Here is an 18646-nt window from a genome sequence, read left to right as displayed (position 1 = left end):
GTGCTTCAACTTGACTATTTCTCACCTACATTATAACATAAATATAGCAAGAATTATACCTGTTTTTATAAACATTTCCAGTATTTTAAGAAAAATCTCTTTATAGCATGTTTTTCTTCAAATATTCTGACTCTAGTGTCTCGGTAATATAGCAGAACAAAGGAATGCTCTTTTTCCGTTATCTCAATTTTCGAGAATCTTGCACGCAAAGCAATCAGTACCACACGTTGATACCCTTTCGGAAGCGATGGACATAATTTCTCTATTTCAATCGCATAATCTTGATAAGACGTGGTATTTCGTTTTTCATACCCTAGATAGTCAAGTATATCTTCAATCTCTTGATAACACGCTAAAACTCTTCTTTGGTATGATCCTTTTTTTAGCTTTGTGGATCTTTGAAGCCAGATCAGTCGATACCTTAGATAAAATAAAATAGCGATTACTGCAATTGTTGCAATTATCCATAAGATCAAAGAAACATACCATGGTAATTCTTTTCTTGATATTTCCTGCACTTCTTCTGTCCCATTTTGCTTAGGCGGAGTAGTGGCTGATTTCGTAGGTTTTGGAGTATCAGTTGCCGTAGGTTTCGGTTTTACTGTACTTGTTGGTGTATTTGTTGGCGCTGTCGTGGCTGTTGGTGTAAGCTTATCTTCATTTACCTCTGGTAATATTTCAGATATACCTGAGTTAATATAACCTTTTGTAAATTCAATAGGCAGCCATCCGATACCATCAAAATACACCTCTACCCATGCATGGGCATTGGTATCCTTAATATCAACAATCTTATATCCATCTTTCCCTGCAGGTGTGTCTGGGTAAACTCCATTATTCATATCTTCCTGGGTTAAGATATATCCTTCTACATAACGTGCAGGAACTCCGTTATTTCGCAGCATAAGAACAGCAGAGGATGCATAATGCGCGCAATACCCTACCTTATTATCGAATAAAAAATATTCTACATAATCTTCTCCCTTTGGTACTAGCCCAGGAGTCAGAGAATAATTCGTATTTCGATTGAGGTAAGAGATAACGCTACTTATTATTTCTAGTTTTCTAGTATTACCTGTCGCGTCCGATGGAAAGGTTAAATTTTTAAGTCGTGATAACCCCTTACTTGGCATTTTTGTATAAACATCATAAACAAACTCGCGATAATCTTTTTCATAAGTCCATATCGATGACACACTATCTTCAGGATATCCAGCTATACTATCTGTAATGAAACTTAATTCTAAGGCAATACTAATCAGATCATAGTAACCACGAAGATGATAGATGTTTAAAACTTCATAATTATCCTGCGGCTGTAACGGACGAAAGTACTGATCTCCTACCGAAGTTACCCCATCCATCAAGGAATGTTGTACGAAATACGGGGCATAAAGGAACTTATCGTTCGCATTCACATGTTCAATTGTCATACTTTGTAAATCAGCTTGCAAATTAAATGCCGAACTCAGTGATTGCCCATTTAAATTATATTCTACGTTAAAAAGTATCCCAAGAAGCTGTGCAGTTAAATCGTCTCCATTAAACCTTTCATGATATTTTTCCTGTAATTTTTCATAACGTATCTGATCTTTATCTGATAAATCCCCCCAATGATCTTCCCCATAAGATACTCCAGAATAACCCTTTAAATAACCCCAGTTAAAATCCTGACTAAGTGTTAGACGAAGTGCAGTTTCCTTTGTGAACTCAACTTTAGAAACCTGATTTATCTTACCACTATTAAGTCCGCCAGAAACTTTTTCTTTATTTTTAATAAAAGGAATCTCACCAAATTTGTTCCGTAGCATTTCCAAGGTATCTTCATAGGAAAAATCATTCAAAAAATTTTGTATTTTAACTTTTGATTCTTTCAAATTAATATTTTTTTCGTAATATTTCGGTGAAAGTAGACTATATCCAAGAAACATAGAAACTAAAGTCACCACGCATATTATAAGAGCGGATTTTACTCGTACTGCTTGTTTTTTCCCCTCAACCCCGATTCTGTCCTGCTTGTTCTTTCGATTAAATTTATGCATAGAAACAGGAATATAGTCCATTGATTCAACGGAATAAACTACTAATAAAGTGAGTAGTAACGGTCTCCAAGGTGGTACAATTCCGAGTAACAAAATTGAGCCATATACCACAATAACAAGAAAAAGATATGCGAAACGAGTACAGCGCTTCCATACAATAAGTGATAATATAAGTATAAGAAGAGCAAATACCACTAAGAGAAAGGAAGTAACGCACAAGCGCTGATCCCCTTTTGCAACATACAGATAAAGCTGTAAGCCAAAATACTGATTGAGCTGTCTTAAAATTGCATTCTCTATATAAAAGAATCCATTCACTATTACATCAATAAACTTCCATATCACATAGGTAGCAATTACAAAACTAACTGGCCACGCATAGCGAGCTATTTTACCTCCTTCCCATAGTCCCAGAAAAAGACCGGTTAGTAGCAGACCGCAGAAGATTAAGGTATCATGCTTTAGTGGTAAAGAAAGAGCTGTAGCAAAACCATATATAACTGAAGCAGCTCCAGTGAATACAATCATATATTCTAGTATCCAGTTCCACCATAGTTTCTTTCCAGAACGATTTGACGAAACTCGAATGCTATCATAAATGCGGATGCTTGTTGAAGTATTTTTCTTATGTCCCAACTATTTCCCCCTCCATTCCCCTGGTAGCATTCTAAGTTCCATATAAAGATTCTCAGCAGAAAGAAAAGACGCTGTCACCCCTTGCTCAAGCGCCACGAATTCAGTTTGATTATTTTGCATGTAAATAAAGTGAGTCCAGGCATTCTTTCGACTCCTTGCCATCGCCTCTGTAGTATCCTTTATTTCCATACCTGCCAAATAAAAAATGTTCGTATACTGCTCCTTGCTATACTGTGCTTCATGATAAATTGCTAAGCCCTTTTCTTGTGGAAGACGACTATGTGTAAAAAGAACAGCCAAAACCTCATAAAGATCTTCTTCATTTTCAATACGAAATCTCTTACAAATATTCTTAACAGCGTCATGCCAGACTAGAAAATGAATCTGTTTTTGCATAATCATAGAAAAGGATAACGAGACCATGGTCTCCATCATCCTATCTAGGTATTCCATTGGCAGAATAGAAGGAATCCCATCCTTTATTTCATAATGAGTATCAAAAAATATAGCGACGGAACAATTGATAGGTAAGCCATACTGCTTTACCATTAACTTATCTTCTTTTAGACTCAACTTCCAATGAATACGGTTCATTTTGTCACCATACTCATAGTCTTTTATTCCAAATATTTCTGATACATCATCCCCGCTTTGTGTGGAGGAGAATAATTCACTCTCTACTAATACACTTGGATTATCTAAAACTATAGACTCCTCAATAACATGAATATTTGGAAGGACAGTAATTGATAATTCCTCCCTGGCCTTTTTTCTAACACACCAAAGTCCCAAAAAATCATATAACTTAACATTCTTTAATGTATACTGTAAAATCCCGCAATAATCTGACGCCATCGTAAATGTATGTTTTTGCTCACACGAAGAATCTACAACAGCAATCATCTTTTCCTCTTTTTGTATCCCTTCCAATTGATTTTGATACGACAACGTCATTTTGATTAGTGATACTGGAAAAAAAGAACGATTTGTTATTTGTATTGCCAGTTCATATGGAGCTCCTTTTTGTACGATAGAACTATCACAGGTTAGAGAAATATCCACAAACTTACGCAAGTAGAGCATTATTATCCACAGTAAAATAGGTATGATTAACACTGTGAGGAAAACGAACATCATAATATATTCATCATAAAGAATGGACAACAATCCTAAGAGAGATACTATTAGGAGATATCCGATTTTTGTACGTACCATGCTTGTCCTCCATTAACGCTTCACAACTAACTTAGGAGCAGACACTGTATTTAATATCTGTTCGATAACCGCCTCCATAGTTACATTGCTAACCCTAGCTTTTGGTTTCAATAGCATTCGATGCATTGTCACATCTCGAAATATAGCTATTACATCATCCGGAATTACATAGGTTCTTCCACTCAAGAAGGCATATGCTTTTGACATAGAAGTTAATGCTAAGGTACCCCTTGGACTGACCCCAAGGGCAATTAAATCATGTTCTCGTGTCTTAAGAACCAGTTTCGCTATATATTCATAAACCGCATCATGAACAAAAATTTGTTCCACAACATGTTGTATGGATACTAATTCTGCTGCATCTATTACACCATCCACCATATTAAGCGGATCATTGGTATTCCTACCCTTTAGAATTTCAACTTCACTTCGGATATCTGGATATCCCATCGACAAGCGAACCATAAATCGATCCATTTGAGATTCTGGTAACATCTGCGTACCTACAGATCCAATTGGATTTTGAGTAGCTATAACAACAAAAGGTTTTGGAATTTCTCTTGTAATACTATCAACGGTAGCACTGCCTTCTTCCATAACTTCTAGCAAAGCAGATTGAGTCTTTGAGGATGTTCGGTTGATTTCATCTGCCAAAAAGAGATTACAAAAAACACTTCCCTCTTTAAAACGTGGTTCTAAACTATTTTTTTCATAAATATGAAATCCAAGAACATCAGAAGGAAGAACATCCGGTGTAAATTGCATACGATGATAGTTTAAATCCATAGCCTTTGAAAATGCCAATGCAAGTGTTGTTTTCCCAACTCCAGGGATGTCCTCAATTAAAATATGACCTTTTGCTAAAATAGCAGTTAATACTTTTCGAATGATCTCATCTTTTCCAATAACTACTTTACGTATTTCATCTATTATTTGCTGCGATTTATTCACATATTGTTCCATACGACCCTCCTAAGATTACATTTCCTATGTTTTACAAAACATATAAAACAAATTTACCATATTATCCCCGTTTTATCAAATAAATCTTTCTGCACTTCTCTTTCTAGTGTTTCTCAAAACGAAAAGAAAAAATGCATGAATAAATTATATATAACAAACAACTAGCTTAATTAAAGAAAATGAGCCCTAAGAGATTAAATTGACGTTTTGCCAATCTAATCTTAAGAGCTCTTATAAATTATAAATCTTTTAGACACAACTCAAAACACACACCATTTCTCGATGGAATGTCAAATCCTTGTGTTACCGTAAGAGTTTTTGATAAAAACTCTACTGACTTTTTTACTGCTTCTCTAAAAGTCGCTCCTAAAACCATACTTCCTGCTAGCACAGACATAAATACATCACCAGTACCACTACGCTCTTTTCCAATACGAGGCGTCATGATTAACTCTGTGTTTTTACCATCTGAAACCATATTTCCAATATGATCTCCGTAGTCAAGTCCAGTAATTACGATATATTTCGGTCCTAGTTCATGTAATTTCTGAAGCATCAAACTTAACTCTTCCTGCGTTAGGGTTTCTTTTGGATATGGTAGCTCTAATAATCTACAACATTCGGTTAGGTTTGGTGTGACTACATCTGCATAGGATAGGAGCCTTTGATATCCTACACAAACCTCTTCCGTAGATACCGAATACAACTTCCCATGATCCCCCATAATAGGGTCAACAAAAATCAAGGTCTGCTTATCAGAGTTTCGTAGACCTTTAAAGAAATTTTCAGTTGCTTGTAATTGATTGATATTGTTATGAAAACCACTACTTGCACCATCAAAATTAATATCTAATGAATAAAAATGTTGAAATGCTTCGTCCTGAAACGAAGCCATATCCCTTGACACTACCCCTTCAAATGCACCATTGGTAGATAAAACAACAGTTGGTATCGGGCAACATTCAATTCCCATAGCTGATATTATTGGTATGGAAACAGCAAGTGCACAACGGCCATAACATGCCAAGTCATTAATAACTGCCATTCGTTTTTGTCTTTTTTTTATATTTTCTTGTTCTAAGTTTTCTGACATTGATTTTCTCCATGAATTTACTTGTTTTTATATTTTTAATGAAAGTCAAAGCGGATATTCGCAATCCGCTTACGCTACTTGCTCATAACCTCATTTTCCATGGCATTTTAAAACAGGCAAGTCCTTCCCTGATGAGGTTAAAATCTATCCAAATATTATATCATTTTTTTAATCTTTACAACAAGAAAGATGTTGAAACGCTCAATAGCCATCAGGTAAAATTCCTATTGAGTAAGTTGATGTCAAGTGGGACATAATAATAGCCCTAAATCAATAATGGAGTATGATTCATAAAAATATGAGTCATACTCCGCTTTTTATTAAGAGCGAAAGGATATAATTATATTAAAAATACAATCATAAGATAATTAGAAGAGTACCAATCTTTTCTTTATTTTTAATAATATCCCATAGCTTTTTGAAATTCTTCCCCTGACGCATAAACAGTAATAGTGCAAGATATTTTCTCCTTCCCTTTTTTTGCACTAATAGTAACTGTCCCTGCTTTATGAGTAATTATATTAAAACAATCGTTTTCGCCAGAGAATTTTACAGTTAATATACTTTCATCGGAAGAGGTTATTTTAATATCATTTAAATTAGTTTTAGATCCTGTTCTAAAATAAATATCATTCCTTTTAACGCCTACAACGGCAGTATATTGCTTATCACTAAATGCGATGTAATCACTTGTTACTTTAATTGTACAAGAACCAATATATTTCTTATTTGATTCATTTGTTCCTTCATATATTTTAAGAGTAGCAGTTCCATCTTTTAAAGAATAAATACAGGGAGCACCATACCAATTTTCTTCAATATAAACCACACTATTTGATGTTTTCTTTCTTGCGTCAAAGCCATCACCTTCAATGAAATATTCCTTATCATATCTCGAATAGCGTATTATATCGTCATAATAGATAGAAGCATTTGGTTCCATAGGATAATTTTCTGGAATTTCTAAATCATGAACTATAACCTTAAAAGTTCCAATCTTTTTTGTTTTACCTTTATAGGTCTCTTTTACAGTTACTGTATAAGTGCCGGATTTCTTTGCAGTATACGCTTGCTTAAAACCAAAGTATCCTTCTCCTGCTTGTGTTTCATTATATTTTTCATCTTTCAAGGTAAAATTTTTGCTGTTGGTAGTATAAGTATATTTGGCATCGGGTATACGATTTTCAATATAACAAAGAGGTTCTGCAACCCAACTTCCAAATTTACCAGAGCCTAGTACCAGACCACTGACTTGTTTCGTTGGTTTAAGAGTCGCATTCTTTACGATAACTTTACACTTACCTAATGTTGTAGTTTGACCATCTAAAGTCTGCTTGCAGGTAATGTATACAGTACCTTTTTTTACACCTGTAAGATATGCTTTTGATCCACTTTTCTTAACAGTTACAAAATCTTTGTTACTGGATGTAAATGAGTATTGGGCATCTTCTAACGGATTCTTTACAGATATTGCATACTTATCATCGGTTTTATGATAAATGAATCCTCTTCCGTATGTTCCAATTCCTATTGTGATTTCAGAAACACTTAATTCCGGCTTTGCTTGTTCAGCTTTTGCTAGTACACTGGTGAATAACATAGAAAACATAAACATCATACAAATCGTTAATAACTTAAATGCCTTTTTCCTTTGTTGCATTATATAGTTCCCCCTTGGTAAGATTATAATTACCAATATATCTCAATTTTTATTGTTAGTCAATAAATAAAGCGACCTATAGGAACATAATATTGCATAAATCGACAATTGATTCAAACTAATTTAAATTCTTGGGATGAGGTGTAAAATTATATCGTCAACTTAGAAAACTAAGTCTAGGACTCCACCTTGAATTGGTCAATTGTTGACACCACCTCGTCCATACAAACTGCAAATCTTCTTAGCTTATCCGCAATTTTTTTACGCCTATCCCTATCCTGCAGGGCATCCAGCGTCACATTAAATCCACCGCCCAAAGCTTCTAAATCCGCACCATTATCATTATTCCAATATCGCCCCATTTGCTCGTACAGCGCAATCATATCCTGAATAAAGATTAAATCTGGATTAAGAGCCAGCGCCTTCTCCAAAAAAACCTTGATAACACTGCTGTTAGTGGCAAGACAGCATACATAAGCCGTATGCATCCCCCAGTCGTCAAAGTCTTCTGGCATAATCTGCTCAAATAAGCCCTCATCTATGCTTTTTGCCCATGTACAGAATGCTTTTGCACCAAAACAGTAGTTTTCATTTTCAAAAGTGAGCAATTGCGGTAAAGATAAAATCCTCTCTCGATAAATTCCTGCTAAATCCTTTTTTTCCTCTTTTTCACCGATAAACAGCCATCCATGGCAATGCTGACCCTCTTCCTTATATCCTTTTGGTAGTAAATCCTCCACAGAGATATAATCGGGTTCTGTTCCGTCACCGCCCATATAGAGCAAGGTTTTTCCATAATCCGCATAGCCAACGAGTACACCCCAACTAGGACGGTTGTGCGGATTGTTGCCGTAATCATTCAAAATCACAGGCAGGCCCTTGTCGATATACGCCATCAGCATCTGTACATACATTTCACGGTTGCTTAAAATTTGTTTCAAAGGAACAAAAGTGCTGGCATAATCACACCTTTCAAAAATCGACTCAATAAAATGATGGTTATCTTTTTCGCTGAGAAAGTAATCGACTACACCATTCCCTCTGAAATGATTTTTGGAGAAAACCTGCGTAAAATTCTCCCCTGTCAGACCTGCAAAAAAACTGTAGTCAAACTCATTTTGGCCTAAGCATTCCATCAAATAAGCCGCACAGCCATTGAACCAATAATTTTGACCATATTCAGGGTGAACGATTTGCCTTAAATTCGGTAGAACATTATTACTTTGCTTTACATTCATACTTAATACTCCTTGCTTTATATATGTTTTTGGTGTAGTTTTAAGCTGCGAAATTTTAATAGAGCGAAACACCTTCTTTCCCTGCCCGTTTGTGCCGATGATTATCGTCTGAGGTGCTTGCAAATGTAAATCCATTTCCATGTAAGGAAAGTTTATACCGCAAAAGCGAACCTCGTCATTTAAAATCACCGCAAAATGCTTTTCGCCAACCATCCATGTTAGTTTATTATATTGGTCGTGTGGAATGTCTCCGATATGGGGATACAATAATTCATTACCTAACACAGGTTGCCGGAAGGTGATAGCATGTTTTTTCAGTGCTTCTTCAGCATAGTTTTCAGCATTCATCGTGTAGGTGCAGCTTCCGTGGGAAAACCACAAACTCCCTTCGGTAGTTCCCCAAAGGAATTCTTCGCTTTTCTTTTCTGATAAAAATTCAATATCAATGCGAAAAGGCAACCTAACAGCTACATTCGTATCAAGCTTTCTTTCAGAAATCCATGCTATAAACTCTGCCTCACCATTCTCCAAAACCTGATAATGCGGATAGTAAATCGGAGTGATTTTATGAAAATCCACGTCATATTCACGTAAAACAGGGTTAGACTTTTTTATTTCTTCAAAGGTTATATCGTGGATTTGTTCAAAATTAACGTAATCCGAAAAGTCCGGCTTGCGCTCCTTTACAGGTAGATAACTATTCACCCGTTCGCGCTTGTTATCTGGAGAATATACCGACTCAATAAGCGTATCATGTCGTAAGTTTCCGTTGTGTTGAAAATCCACTTCATAATTTGAGTTATCGTCAAATGCCTGTATCATTCTGTACTGCAAAGCTCCTAAATCTTCATCTGTAAAAGCAGAAGAAACTGCAAACAAACCCCCAGAAAATTTCCTGCATACAAACGGACAATTCGGGATCGGCCCATCTAACTTTTGCATGAAGACAATGTCATCTTCATGCTGATACTCGAACAAGGTTCGGCTTCCTGGCTTGCCAAATGGAATTTGATTTGCAGAAAGCCAGTCCCAAAAAGCCTCTATGTCTGAATTTTCGCTGTCTGTCTGTACAGAAGTTACTGCAAACATTGGCGGTAATACCACAATATCCATATCTAGTGGCTTCGCCAGCTTATCTGAAAGAAAACTCAACTTTTCTATGGATAAATCCCGTTTTTCAATGGATAACAGCTCTGCTTCCACCTTTTCATAGAGCAGGGGCAAAGCAGAAATTTGCGTGATTCCGTGTGCGATCATGGCATTTAAAAAATCGTTGATATATGTTTTAAGCTGAAAAAGGGTATTAATTTCATCGTCGATTTCTTCAATTCGTTTGACAAAGCTCTGCACCAGAATTTCCATGTCCTGATTTTCATATATTCTCAGAATATCCTTGATTGGAATCTGCATTTTCCGCAGCACTAGAATCTGTTTTAACCGGCTGATGTTTTCACTGTCATAGAAGCGGTATTTTTCAAAAGATGGACGCTCGCTTTGCAGCAAACCTACCTGCTCATAATATCTCAGTGTCCTTGAGGATATACCGAACTTTTCCGTTACTTCTGTGATTTTCATTAAGTCCATAACCCACGTCCTCCATTTTTTTCTTAATTATATCACTTGACCTAACGTCAAAGTCAATGCTTTGAAAAAACTTGCGAGTAAAACTTTCCATTTCGTATATGTAGTCTGCTTCTCCATTACAAGACGAATAAACATCTGTGGCATTAATATATTGTATTATATCAATGTTAAAGGTGAAGTCATGAAGCATAATAAAAAATGGCAATTCATTGTTATACTAATTTTATTAGGTATATTACTATTTGAAATGTTTTTGTATTTACGGAAAAATCACGTAATTACAACATTTAGTATCGAGTCAACTACCAAGTCTGAAATAAAAGATGAATTAATCATTGCTTTATTTATGAACAATATCATTACAGATAGCAATAAATTCTATGATAATTACTTTTCGGATGGATTAGAATATTTCAATTATGAATTTAAGATAAAAGATATTAAAAAAGAACTTGGTAATATCCACATCACATTTGAAACAACACCAGTGATTGGTGCACATAATCCCGTAGGTGATGATGAAATCACTTATAAAGTAGATGTATTTGGAACTAAAACTTTAGAAAATTTTACTCATAAAAAATCGTATGAAATACCCCCATGGTTACAAAATTATATGATTAAGACTTACCCCGAAACAAAGAATTAATTTTTCAGAAATCTTTTATGTCATTTCAATCGACCACACTTCCAGTGCTTACATAGATTCTCCCGACTATCGACTCAACAAAAAAAGGAACCAAACCCGAAAGTTCGATTCCTTTTTCCTTGCGAGTTTTCCTCGCTATATACTGCAGTCGACGGGACTTGAACCCGTACCCAGTCAACCCGGACTAGATCCTTAGTCTAGCGCGTATGCCAATTCCGCCACGACTGCAAAGTATTTTCTTTATGAAATACTGCCCGTCTGTTGCAACGGGCAGATATTAATATAACATGATTATTTTCAAATTGCAAGTACTTTTTTTAATATTTTTAAAAACTTAGAATGTATTATCTTCCATTCTATCGCACTTATAAAATGCTCTTTCTTAAGTATCTTAGCCTATTTTTTCGAATACGAAAGGATATAAGTACCTGGGCTATAGATGGTACACTGTAAAGTTTTTGCACCAGTAATATCAGTACTCATTTTACCGATAATAGACTTTCTGTTCGGTGTATAATAAATCTCACAATCTTTGACATTAAATCCATCTGGGATTGTTACACGCATAATTAGCGGAAATTCATCTATTACACTATCTGAATCGTCATCATCTTTGATACCTATTTCAAAAGCAATGAATTCACTTTTGCTTACCATCCTTGATAGGAGTCTGGATACAGAGCTTGCTGGTAAACTTTCTCCCGTAAATAAAGATGCATTTAAGTTCTTTGGTAAGTTAACATCAACTTTACCTTTGTATTTTCCATTTACTATATCAAATTTGAGAGCATTCGAAAAGGTGATGTTTTGTGCTGCTACACCCTGAACAATAAATTCAGAGGATGCTCCACCAGCCTCAGCAATCACGATATGGTACCCTTCATAAGTTATTGTTGGAGACGATAGTCTAAAGTCGGTTATTTGTTGTTTCGTACCGTCACTATATGTCGCTATTACTTCAACATCACTTTTACGAACGGAATATCCAACACCAACTGGATCTCCCTTATAGGTAGCCTTTAAGCTGACAATATCCTTTTGTGCTCCAGTTACTTGAAAAGGAGCAGATAATCCATGATAAGATGCCACAACAAGCTGTACACCAATCTTTGTTATTATTTCAGGGCTTAAGGAATAATTATTGATTGTTTCAGTGGAACCATCTTTATAAACCGCTGTTACTTCTAACCTCCTTGGATCAACACCACCACCAATCATTACAGATTCCCCTGTATAGGTTGCATAGAGTGTTAAAAGTTCTTTTGGAGATGTACCATATACTGTAATATTATATGTTAATCCCTTATAAGTTAAAGTTATCGTATTATTTCCAGTTGAAGTAATTACTTTATTTACTATGTTAAAGTCCTCAACATTTTCAATTGTTCCATCACTATATACAGCCGTTGCTGTAATTTTTCTTGGATCTACGGAGTTTCCTACACTTACGGTTGATCCATAATAGTAAGCACGAAAGCTAGATAATGTCTTTCCTGTAATATAAAACTTCGCTACTTTACCTTTGTAAATAACGATACATTCGTTAGATCCAACCTGCGTAACTTTAGTGGTAGCTAACGTATAGCCTTTCACCTCACTAGAAGTACCGTCCTCATAATACGCCGTTACTTTTAATTTTTCCGGTTCAATGTTATCTCCTACCAAAACAGAAGTACCCGTATAATATGCAACAAGACTAACCACTTTAGGTTCAGTTACTGTATCTGCATATGCTGTTTCTATACTATGTAAATCAAGAGTCCCGCCAACATTAGTTATCCCTAGTAAAAATGCTGTGCTAAAACATGCTATTCTTCTAACAACCTTACTCTTTCCTATTCTTTTCTCAAACATTCTGCTACTCCTTTCTCCTTATGTTCTTAACTTTTATAATGAAAGATTATCAAGCATTCATAGTAACTATTCATTATCTCACATTGATGTTTCAATTCTTGATATGCCTCACTTTGATACATCAATTATCTATATATCATCATAAGTTATTATCGTCATGCCTTTGCGTCTACTTTAGCACTTTTCTTCGATTTGTCAATTATGATAACATTAACCATGTTGAATTCATAGCTTAAACTATACTGATGCGAGTGGTATACTATAAGCAAAAGATTTCTACAAAGCACATCCACAAAAAAATCTATACCAGAAACAAATTCTAGAGCTGTTATGATGGCATTGCCAACCATTTGACTAAATTTTTTTATGCGTTTTCGCATTAATTCGAAAAACGAAGCTAAAAATAAAACAGCCGAAAAACCTAGTAAAATCAATGGTTTTCCGGCTGTTTTTCTATACTGCAGTTGATGGGACTTGAACCCACACTCAGTTGCCTGAACATGAACCTGAATCATGCGCGTATGCCAATTCCGCCACAACTGCATTTCACACTAAATGCGACTTAGTAATTATAGCACCACGGATAAAAAATTTCAACTATGAAACTATAGTTAAGTAAGCTATTCTTGTAACGGATTTGTTCCATAAACTATGAGCCTAAAAGTTATTTTTTATTCCTAATTATGTTTTGGTATAAAAATTTATTTTTTTCTACTATAGATTTTTTTCAAATAAATCATCACAAATAGTGAAATGTCTAATGAAATTTCTACAAATATGGACCTCATTTTCTCTAAAAGTCTATTTCGACAAAATAAACCAAAACTTTTCCTATTATTTGTTACCAAATTGTGACTTTATCTGTTATTTATTTGTAATTTTTCCATATTCATGTTATAATAGCAATAGCGTTTCGGCATAAGGAGGTCATGATGCAATCCGAATATGTACATAACCAAGATATGGCTACGTTCATCATAGAATGGAAAGATGATGAATTAATGCTATCCTATTCTGATGAACGTTTTAATCAGTTTCTTAATATTCCCTATTCTACTGTTCCACCTATACCATTAAAAGATTTCATTGAGGGAAAAGAATATCAGATGTTTAAGAAAGCACTACGGAAACTAGATTCTGACTATAATACATTTCGATGCCATAAGAAGGTAAAAATAAAAGATAAGTTCTTACAGTATGTTATATCGGTAGTATTGGTACCACATCTTGGCAATATTTGTTACTTTTGTTTTGCTACATTAATATATCTTCCCATGACACTAAAAAATTTAGATTCAACTCAGAATCTAAATTATGCTTTATACAATTCTATGAATGATCTTTTATTTATAGTTCAACTAGTTGATCCTAAGGAACTGCAGATAACTACATATAATTCACCGTTTCTCGACTATCTTAAGCTTTCAAAAATAGATGTAGAGAAAAAAAAATTAAACGAAATTGTACCACCTTATGTATTTCACTTCATTACTAACAATGTTACACATGCACTTGGATTTGGTAAGACTTATCGAGCTACACTTCACTACATGTGTTCACAACAAGATATTACAAAATACAGTGTACCAAGCAATGGAGCCTATCACCTTGAGGTCACTTTCGTCCCATTGCAGCAGCATAATTATCGACAGGTACTTTGTTGTGCCAGAGATATAACTGCTGAGGTTGAAGCAAAAAAGATAGCGGCGGACTTATTAGAAGAGTATAGTGCCCTTTTTCACGCAACTACAAACGCAGTTGCTGTATTAAGGGTTGAATCAAAAGAAGAGGCTTCGATTGAACGTATTAACCCTGTAATGACTGATATCCTGCAAAAGTACTCCAAATTTAGTGTACCTGCATTGCTAGAAAGTAAACATTGGGTTAAACTTTTTGAAAAGCGTACTACTTTAGAATCTCCTGTGACTTTGCCTCATGGGAGAATAAACTTTTACTTCAAATTAATTTTAATACCTATTTTACATCAAGAACTCATACGGAAAGTATTCGTTATTATTGTAGATAATACCGAACAGGTTCGATTAAATTCCGGAAGTAACGTATCATTAACTCCAAGAGAGAGGCAAATCCTTATCCTTGCAGCAGAAGGAGAGAAAAATAGTTATATCGCTTCCAAACTTGGAATCACCGTTGGAACTGTGAAACGGACTCTTTCTAATGCATATAATAAACTTAATATTAGTTCACGTGTGGAGTTGCTTCACTATTACTATAATGAACAACTAGGGGGCCCACATTTGTGAATGCTAAGTTTGTTAGATGCTGTTTCTACATTATTCGACTTATCAACCAAAGTGGTATATCAAGATGTCGAAATAGAAATTATAATAAAACAAATGGGCAAATGTTAGAAATTTACAAGACGTGTGTAACAAGCAAGAAATCTAAGATTTAACTTGCTTGACACAGTAACTTTAATAAGTTACTGAAATAAAAATAGCGATGGTACCATCGTTTGCGTAAGGAGAGAGATGAAACATATGTCGAACACAAACAAAACAACAAACCCCGTAACTCTTGACAATGAATTCGTAAATCCAGAGCAATGGTCTGTATCCGAGAACAATTATACGATCAGGTATAAATTGCTCTACTCGGTAAATCCATATTTTGAGGAGTACGAGCTATGGGAGTATGGAATTCGTTGTGAGCTCTACAATCAGAATCTTGAGCTATTAAATGATTCCGTAGTTAGAAACATCAGCAAGGATAAAGCTTACGTTAATAGCATCCTTGATTTATTAATCAAACATAAGGTTTTTCCGGTACACCTTATTGATGTTATCTCTGACAAACTGATAGACGATACTTGCTACGCTAGTTAAATATACATACATAATATCCAGAAAAATTAAAATAGGCTACTAAGTAGACTTGCATAGTATCCATAGAAAATCGAAGTAATCTTTTATGGTATTCATAAAATTAAGGTAGACTTTTATGGTATACAAAGAAATATTCAATTAGACTTTTAATGCATCTATAGAAATTTTATACTCTTATCTCATGTAAAAAACTCTCCAGAGAACGTAATCTATTTACCTTTCTGGAGAGTTTTCTCTATTCGCTTATTTCTTTATTGATTCATCCAGTACAATAGTGAAAGGTCCATCATTTACTAAGGACACTTTCATATCCGCACCAAATCTTCCCGTCTCAACTGTAACCCCAAGTTGTTTACACTTCATAACAAAGTAATCATATAATTCTTCTGCTTCTTTTGGAGCAGCAGCATTGATAAAACTCGGCCTGTTTCCTTTACTTGCATCTGCATACAAGGTAAATTGAGATATGATAAGGAGCTCTCCAGATACATCCGCTAATGATAGATTTGTCTTACCTTGCTCATCTTCGAAGATCCTTAATTTTAGTAATTTATTTATATAAAAATCAGCCGTCTCCTTAGTATCCTCTTTCCCTATACCTAAGAGAACTACATATCCTTTTGAAATCTTACCAATGACCTTTTCATCAACTACCACGTTCGCTTCTCTTACCCTTTGTATCACTAACTTCATGTTATCTCCATTCCTGCGTAAGTTTCAATACGAAGCCTTACCAAGTATTCTGTAGGCATAAACTTCCTGTCTGAAAATATAATCTTTCAGACCATCTCTTATTGTAGTAATTTATTTTTTCATACATTCCTCTAAGAAGGAGTCTCCTTGAATTCTACTTGGAACATTAAAGTACTCTAAAATGGTAGATCCTATATCTGCAAAAGTTTTTCTTGTTCCTAAATTAGTATTTCCTTTAATCTGATTTCCATAAACAATTAATGGTGTATACTCTCTGGAATGATCTGTAGAAGGAGTGGACGGATCACAACCATGGTCAGCGGTAATCATTAAGATATCCTCTTCCTGCATTGATTCTAAAAATCTTGGAAGTTGCTCATCAAAATAAGATAACGCCTTCGCATAGCCATCCACATCATTACGATGACCATATACCATATCAAAATCAACTAAGTTAATAAAACATAAACCTTCGAATTCCTTCTTTTGATATTTTAATGTTTCTTCGATACCTTCTGCATTATTCTTTGTATAAACCATTTCCGTAACACCACTACCTGCGAAGATATCATTTATTTTACCAACTGCAAGTACAGAATAACCTGCCTCTTTTAACTGATTTAGCATAGTATCTCTTGGTGGCTGTAAAGAATAGTCATGACGCTTTGCAGTCCTTCTATAGTCTGGATACTCCCCTTCAAATGGTCTTGCAATAACACGACCAACTCCTGTTGCCCCATGGCAAATTTCTCTTGCGATTTCGCAATAGCGATATAATTCCTCAATTGGCACTATACTTTCATGTGCTGCAATCTGGAATACACTGTCTGCGGAGGTATAGACAATTAAAGCGCCTGTTTCCACATGCTCTTTCCCATAGTCTTTGATTACTTCAGTACCTGAGTACGGCTTGTTACAAATTACCTTCCTACCTGTTCTCTTTTCAAATTCCTCTAAAAGCTCCTTTGGGAACCCTTCAGGAAATGTAGGAAGCGGTTTTTCAGAAATAATTCCTGAAATTTCCCAATGTCCGATGGTTGTGTCTTTCCCTTTCGACGCTTCTGTCATTCTTCCATAAGTAGCTTGAGGTACCACTTTACTATTAGCCATATCAGTTAACCCATCCATATGAAAAAGTCCTAACTTTTCTAAATTTGGGGTTGAAAAAAATTCACTTTTAGCGGCTGCTTTTAGGGTATTGCTACCTTCATCTTTATAATTCGCTGCATCTGGCATTTCGCCAATACCAACACTGTCTAAGACAATTAAAAATACTCGTTTCATAGATTCTCCTTTTTCTATTTTAATAATTTGTTGACAGATTTAAGAATTTTTTCATAATGTTACTCAATACAATATTAAGAAATCTATTGTTACAATAATAGAAATATGTTATAATCACAACGATTTACGAAAACGATAGTATATAGTCCCATTCAAGAAAGGTCGTGTTCACTTGAATACATTCATAAAAAAATACAAACATGCATGGGTATTACTTTATTTCTTTATCTATGCTCCATGGTTCATTTATCTAGAAAAAACAATTACTGTAACCTATCATTCCGTTCATATTAAACTTGATGATTACATTCCATTTAATGAATTATTCGTTATTCCTTATTATATGTGGTTTGGCTTCATCGCTTTAGTTGTTGGCTACTTATTTTTTGTGGACAAAAAAGAATATTATCGTTCCACTGCTTTTTTATTTATTGGTATGACTGTATGCTTATTAATATATACCATTTGGCCAAACGGGCAGGACCTACGTCCAGATTTAGCTACCATAGGTCGTGACAATATCTTAATCGATATTGTTCGTAACCTTTACCGGACTGATACTTGTACAAATGTTTGCCCAAGTATACATGCCTTCAACTCAATTGGAGTTTGCATTGCAGTATTCCATACCGATTCCCTTAAGGATAAACGCTATATCACAATTCCTACCGTAATTCTCTCCATATTAATCTGTATGTCTACCGTATTTTTAAAACAACACTCCGTATTCGACGTTATTAGCGCAAGTTTATTATCGAGTGTCATGTATCTTTTGGTATACGTTCCAGATTATGCGAAAATTTTTGAAAAGAAAAAAGAGCGTATAAAATCAACAATTTGATAAAAGTTAACAAACTATTATATGATAGTAACAGAGGTGTTGTTAAGG

General features: G+C 34.9%; 13 protein-coding genes and 2 tRNA genes. 4 read left to right on the top strand and 11 right to left on the bottom strand.

Features of this window, described 5'->3' with window-relative positions:
* Positions 1 to 65 precede the first annotated feature (65 nt).
* The 6 genes from RTP52_RS03520 to RTP52_RS03495 all read right to left on the bottom strand — a co-directional run bounded on the left by RTP52_RS03520 (position 66) and on the right by RTP52_RS03495 (position 10431).
* A complete protein-coding gene (locus RTP52_RS03520) occupies positions 66 to 2678 on the bottom strand; it encodes a transglutaminase-like domain-containing protein (protein ID WP_312369267.1) in 2613 nt (870 codons plus the stop codon).
* Positions 2679 to 3893 (bottom strand): DUF58 domain-containing protein, encoded by a 1215-nt coding sequence (locus RTP52_RS03515; protein WP_312106308.1) that lies wholly within the window; start codon positions 3891 to 3893, stop codon positions 2679 to 2681. It abuts the gene before it with no gap.
* A 12-nt stretch (positions 3894 to 3905) separates the two neighbouring features.
* Positions 3906 to 4856 (bottom strand): AAA family ATPase, encoded by a 951-nt coding sequence (locus RTP52_RS03510; protein ID WP_312106310.1) that lies wholly within the window; start codon positions 4854 to 4856, stop codon positions 3906 to 3908.
* Between the two features lie 238 nt (positions 4857 to 5094).
* A complete protein-coding gene (locus RTP52_RS03505) occupies positions 5095 to 5949 on the bottom strand; it encodes a pyridoxamine kinase (protein WP_312369266.1) in 855 nt (284 codons plus the stop codon).
* Between the two features lie 397 nt (positions 5950 to 6346).
* Positions 6347 to 7609 (bottom strand): hypothetical protein, encoded by a 1263-nt coding sequence (locus RTP52_RS03500; protein ID WP_312369264.1) that lies wholly within the window; start codon positions 7607 to 7609, stop codon positions 6347 to 6349.
* 176 nt (positions 7610 to 7785) lie between these two features.
* On the bottom strand, positions 7786 to 10431 hold the full coding sequence (locus tag RTP52_RS03495) for a MerR family transcriptional regulator (protein ID WP_312369262.1): 2646 nt from the start codon (positions 10429 to 10431) through the stop codon (positions 7786 to 7788).
* Between the two features lie 181 nt (positions 10432 to 10612).
* Between RTP52_RS03495 and RTP52_RS03490 the strand changes: the two genes are divergently transcribed.
* The gene (locus tag RTP52_RS03490) at positions 10613 to 11080 is read left to right on the top strand and encodes a DUF3888 domain-containing protein (RefSeq protein ID WP_312369260.1); all 468 of its coding nucleotides are present in this window, start codon (positions 10613 to 10615) and stop codon (positions 11078 to 11080) included.
* 143 nt (positions 11081 to 11223) lie between these two features.
* On the opposite strand, the gene RTP52_RS03485 is transcribed toward RTP52_RS03490, so the two are convergent.
* The 3 genes from RTP52_RS03485 to RTP52_RS03475 form a co-directional block, all read right to left on the bottom strand.
* A tRNA-Leu gene (locus RTP52_RS03485) sits at positions 11224 to 11308 on the bottom strand.
* Positions 11309 to 11476: 168 nt separating this feature from the next.
* The gene (locus RTP52_RS03480) at positions 11477 to 12934 is read right to left on the bottom strand and encodes a bacterial Ig-like domain-containing protein (RefSeq protein WP_312369259.1); all 1458 of its coding nucleotides are present in this window, start codon (positions 12932 to 12934) and stop codon (positions 11477 to 11479) included.
* A 459-nt stretch (positions 12935 to 13393) separates the two neighbouring features.
* Positions 13394 to 13477: transfer RNA gene (locus RTP52_RS03475), tRNA-Leu, on the bottom strand.
* 386 nt (positions 13478 to 13863) lie between these two features.
* Between RTP52_RS03475 and RTP52_RS03470 the strand changes: the two genes are divergently transcribed.
* Both RTP52_RS03470 and RTP52_RS03465 read left to right on the top strand, forming a co-directional pair.
* Entirely contained in the window at positions 13864 to 15198 is a 1335-nt protein-coding gene (locus RTP52_RS03470; protein ID WP_312369257.1) for a helix-turn-helix transcriptional regulator, read from the top strand.
* Between the two features lie 237 nt (positions 15199 to 15435).
* Positions 15436 to 15780, top strand: a complete 345-nt coding sequence (locus tag RTP52_RS03465) for a DUF6514 family protein (RefSeq protein ID WP_312104188.1) — start codon at positions 15436 to 15438, stop codon at positions 15778 to 15780.
* Between the two features lie 243 nt (positions 15781 to 16023).
* Here the strand turns inward: RTP52_RS03465 and dtd are convergent, their stop codons facing one another.
* Both dtd and RTP52_RS03455 read right to left on the bottom strand, forming a co-directional pair.
* Entirely contained in the window at positions 16024 to 16473 is a 450-nt protein-coding gene (gene dtd / locus RTP52_RS03460; RefSeq protein WP_312369255.1) for a D-aminoacyl-tRNA deacylase, read from the bottom strand.
* Between the two features lie 111 nt (positions 16474 to 16584).
* Positions 16585 to 17757: a phosphopentomutase gene (locus RTP52_RS03455; RefSeq protein ID WP_312369253.1), complete on the bottom strand. Its 1173-nt coding sequence runs from the start codon at positions 17755 to 17757 to the stop codon at positions 16585 to 16587.
* Between the two features lie 172 nt (positions 17758 to 17929).
* On the opposite strand from RTP52_RS03455, the gene RTP52_RS03450 reads away from it, so the two are divergent.
* Positions 17930 to 18598 (top strand): phosphatase PAP2 family protein, encoded by a 669-nt coding sequence (locus RTP52_RS03450; protein WP_312369251.1) that lies wholly within the window; start codon positions 17930 to 17932, stop codon positions 18596 to 18598.
* Positions 18599 to 18646: the final 48 nt, after the last annotated feature.

The organism is Lachnoclostridium sp., from assembly GCF_031997925.1.
Lineage (GTDB): Bacteria > Bacillota > Clostridia > Lachnospirales > Lachnospiraceae > Lachnoclostridium.
This window is presented reverse-complemented; position numbering and strand designations above follow the sequence as displayed.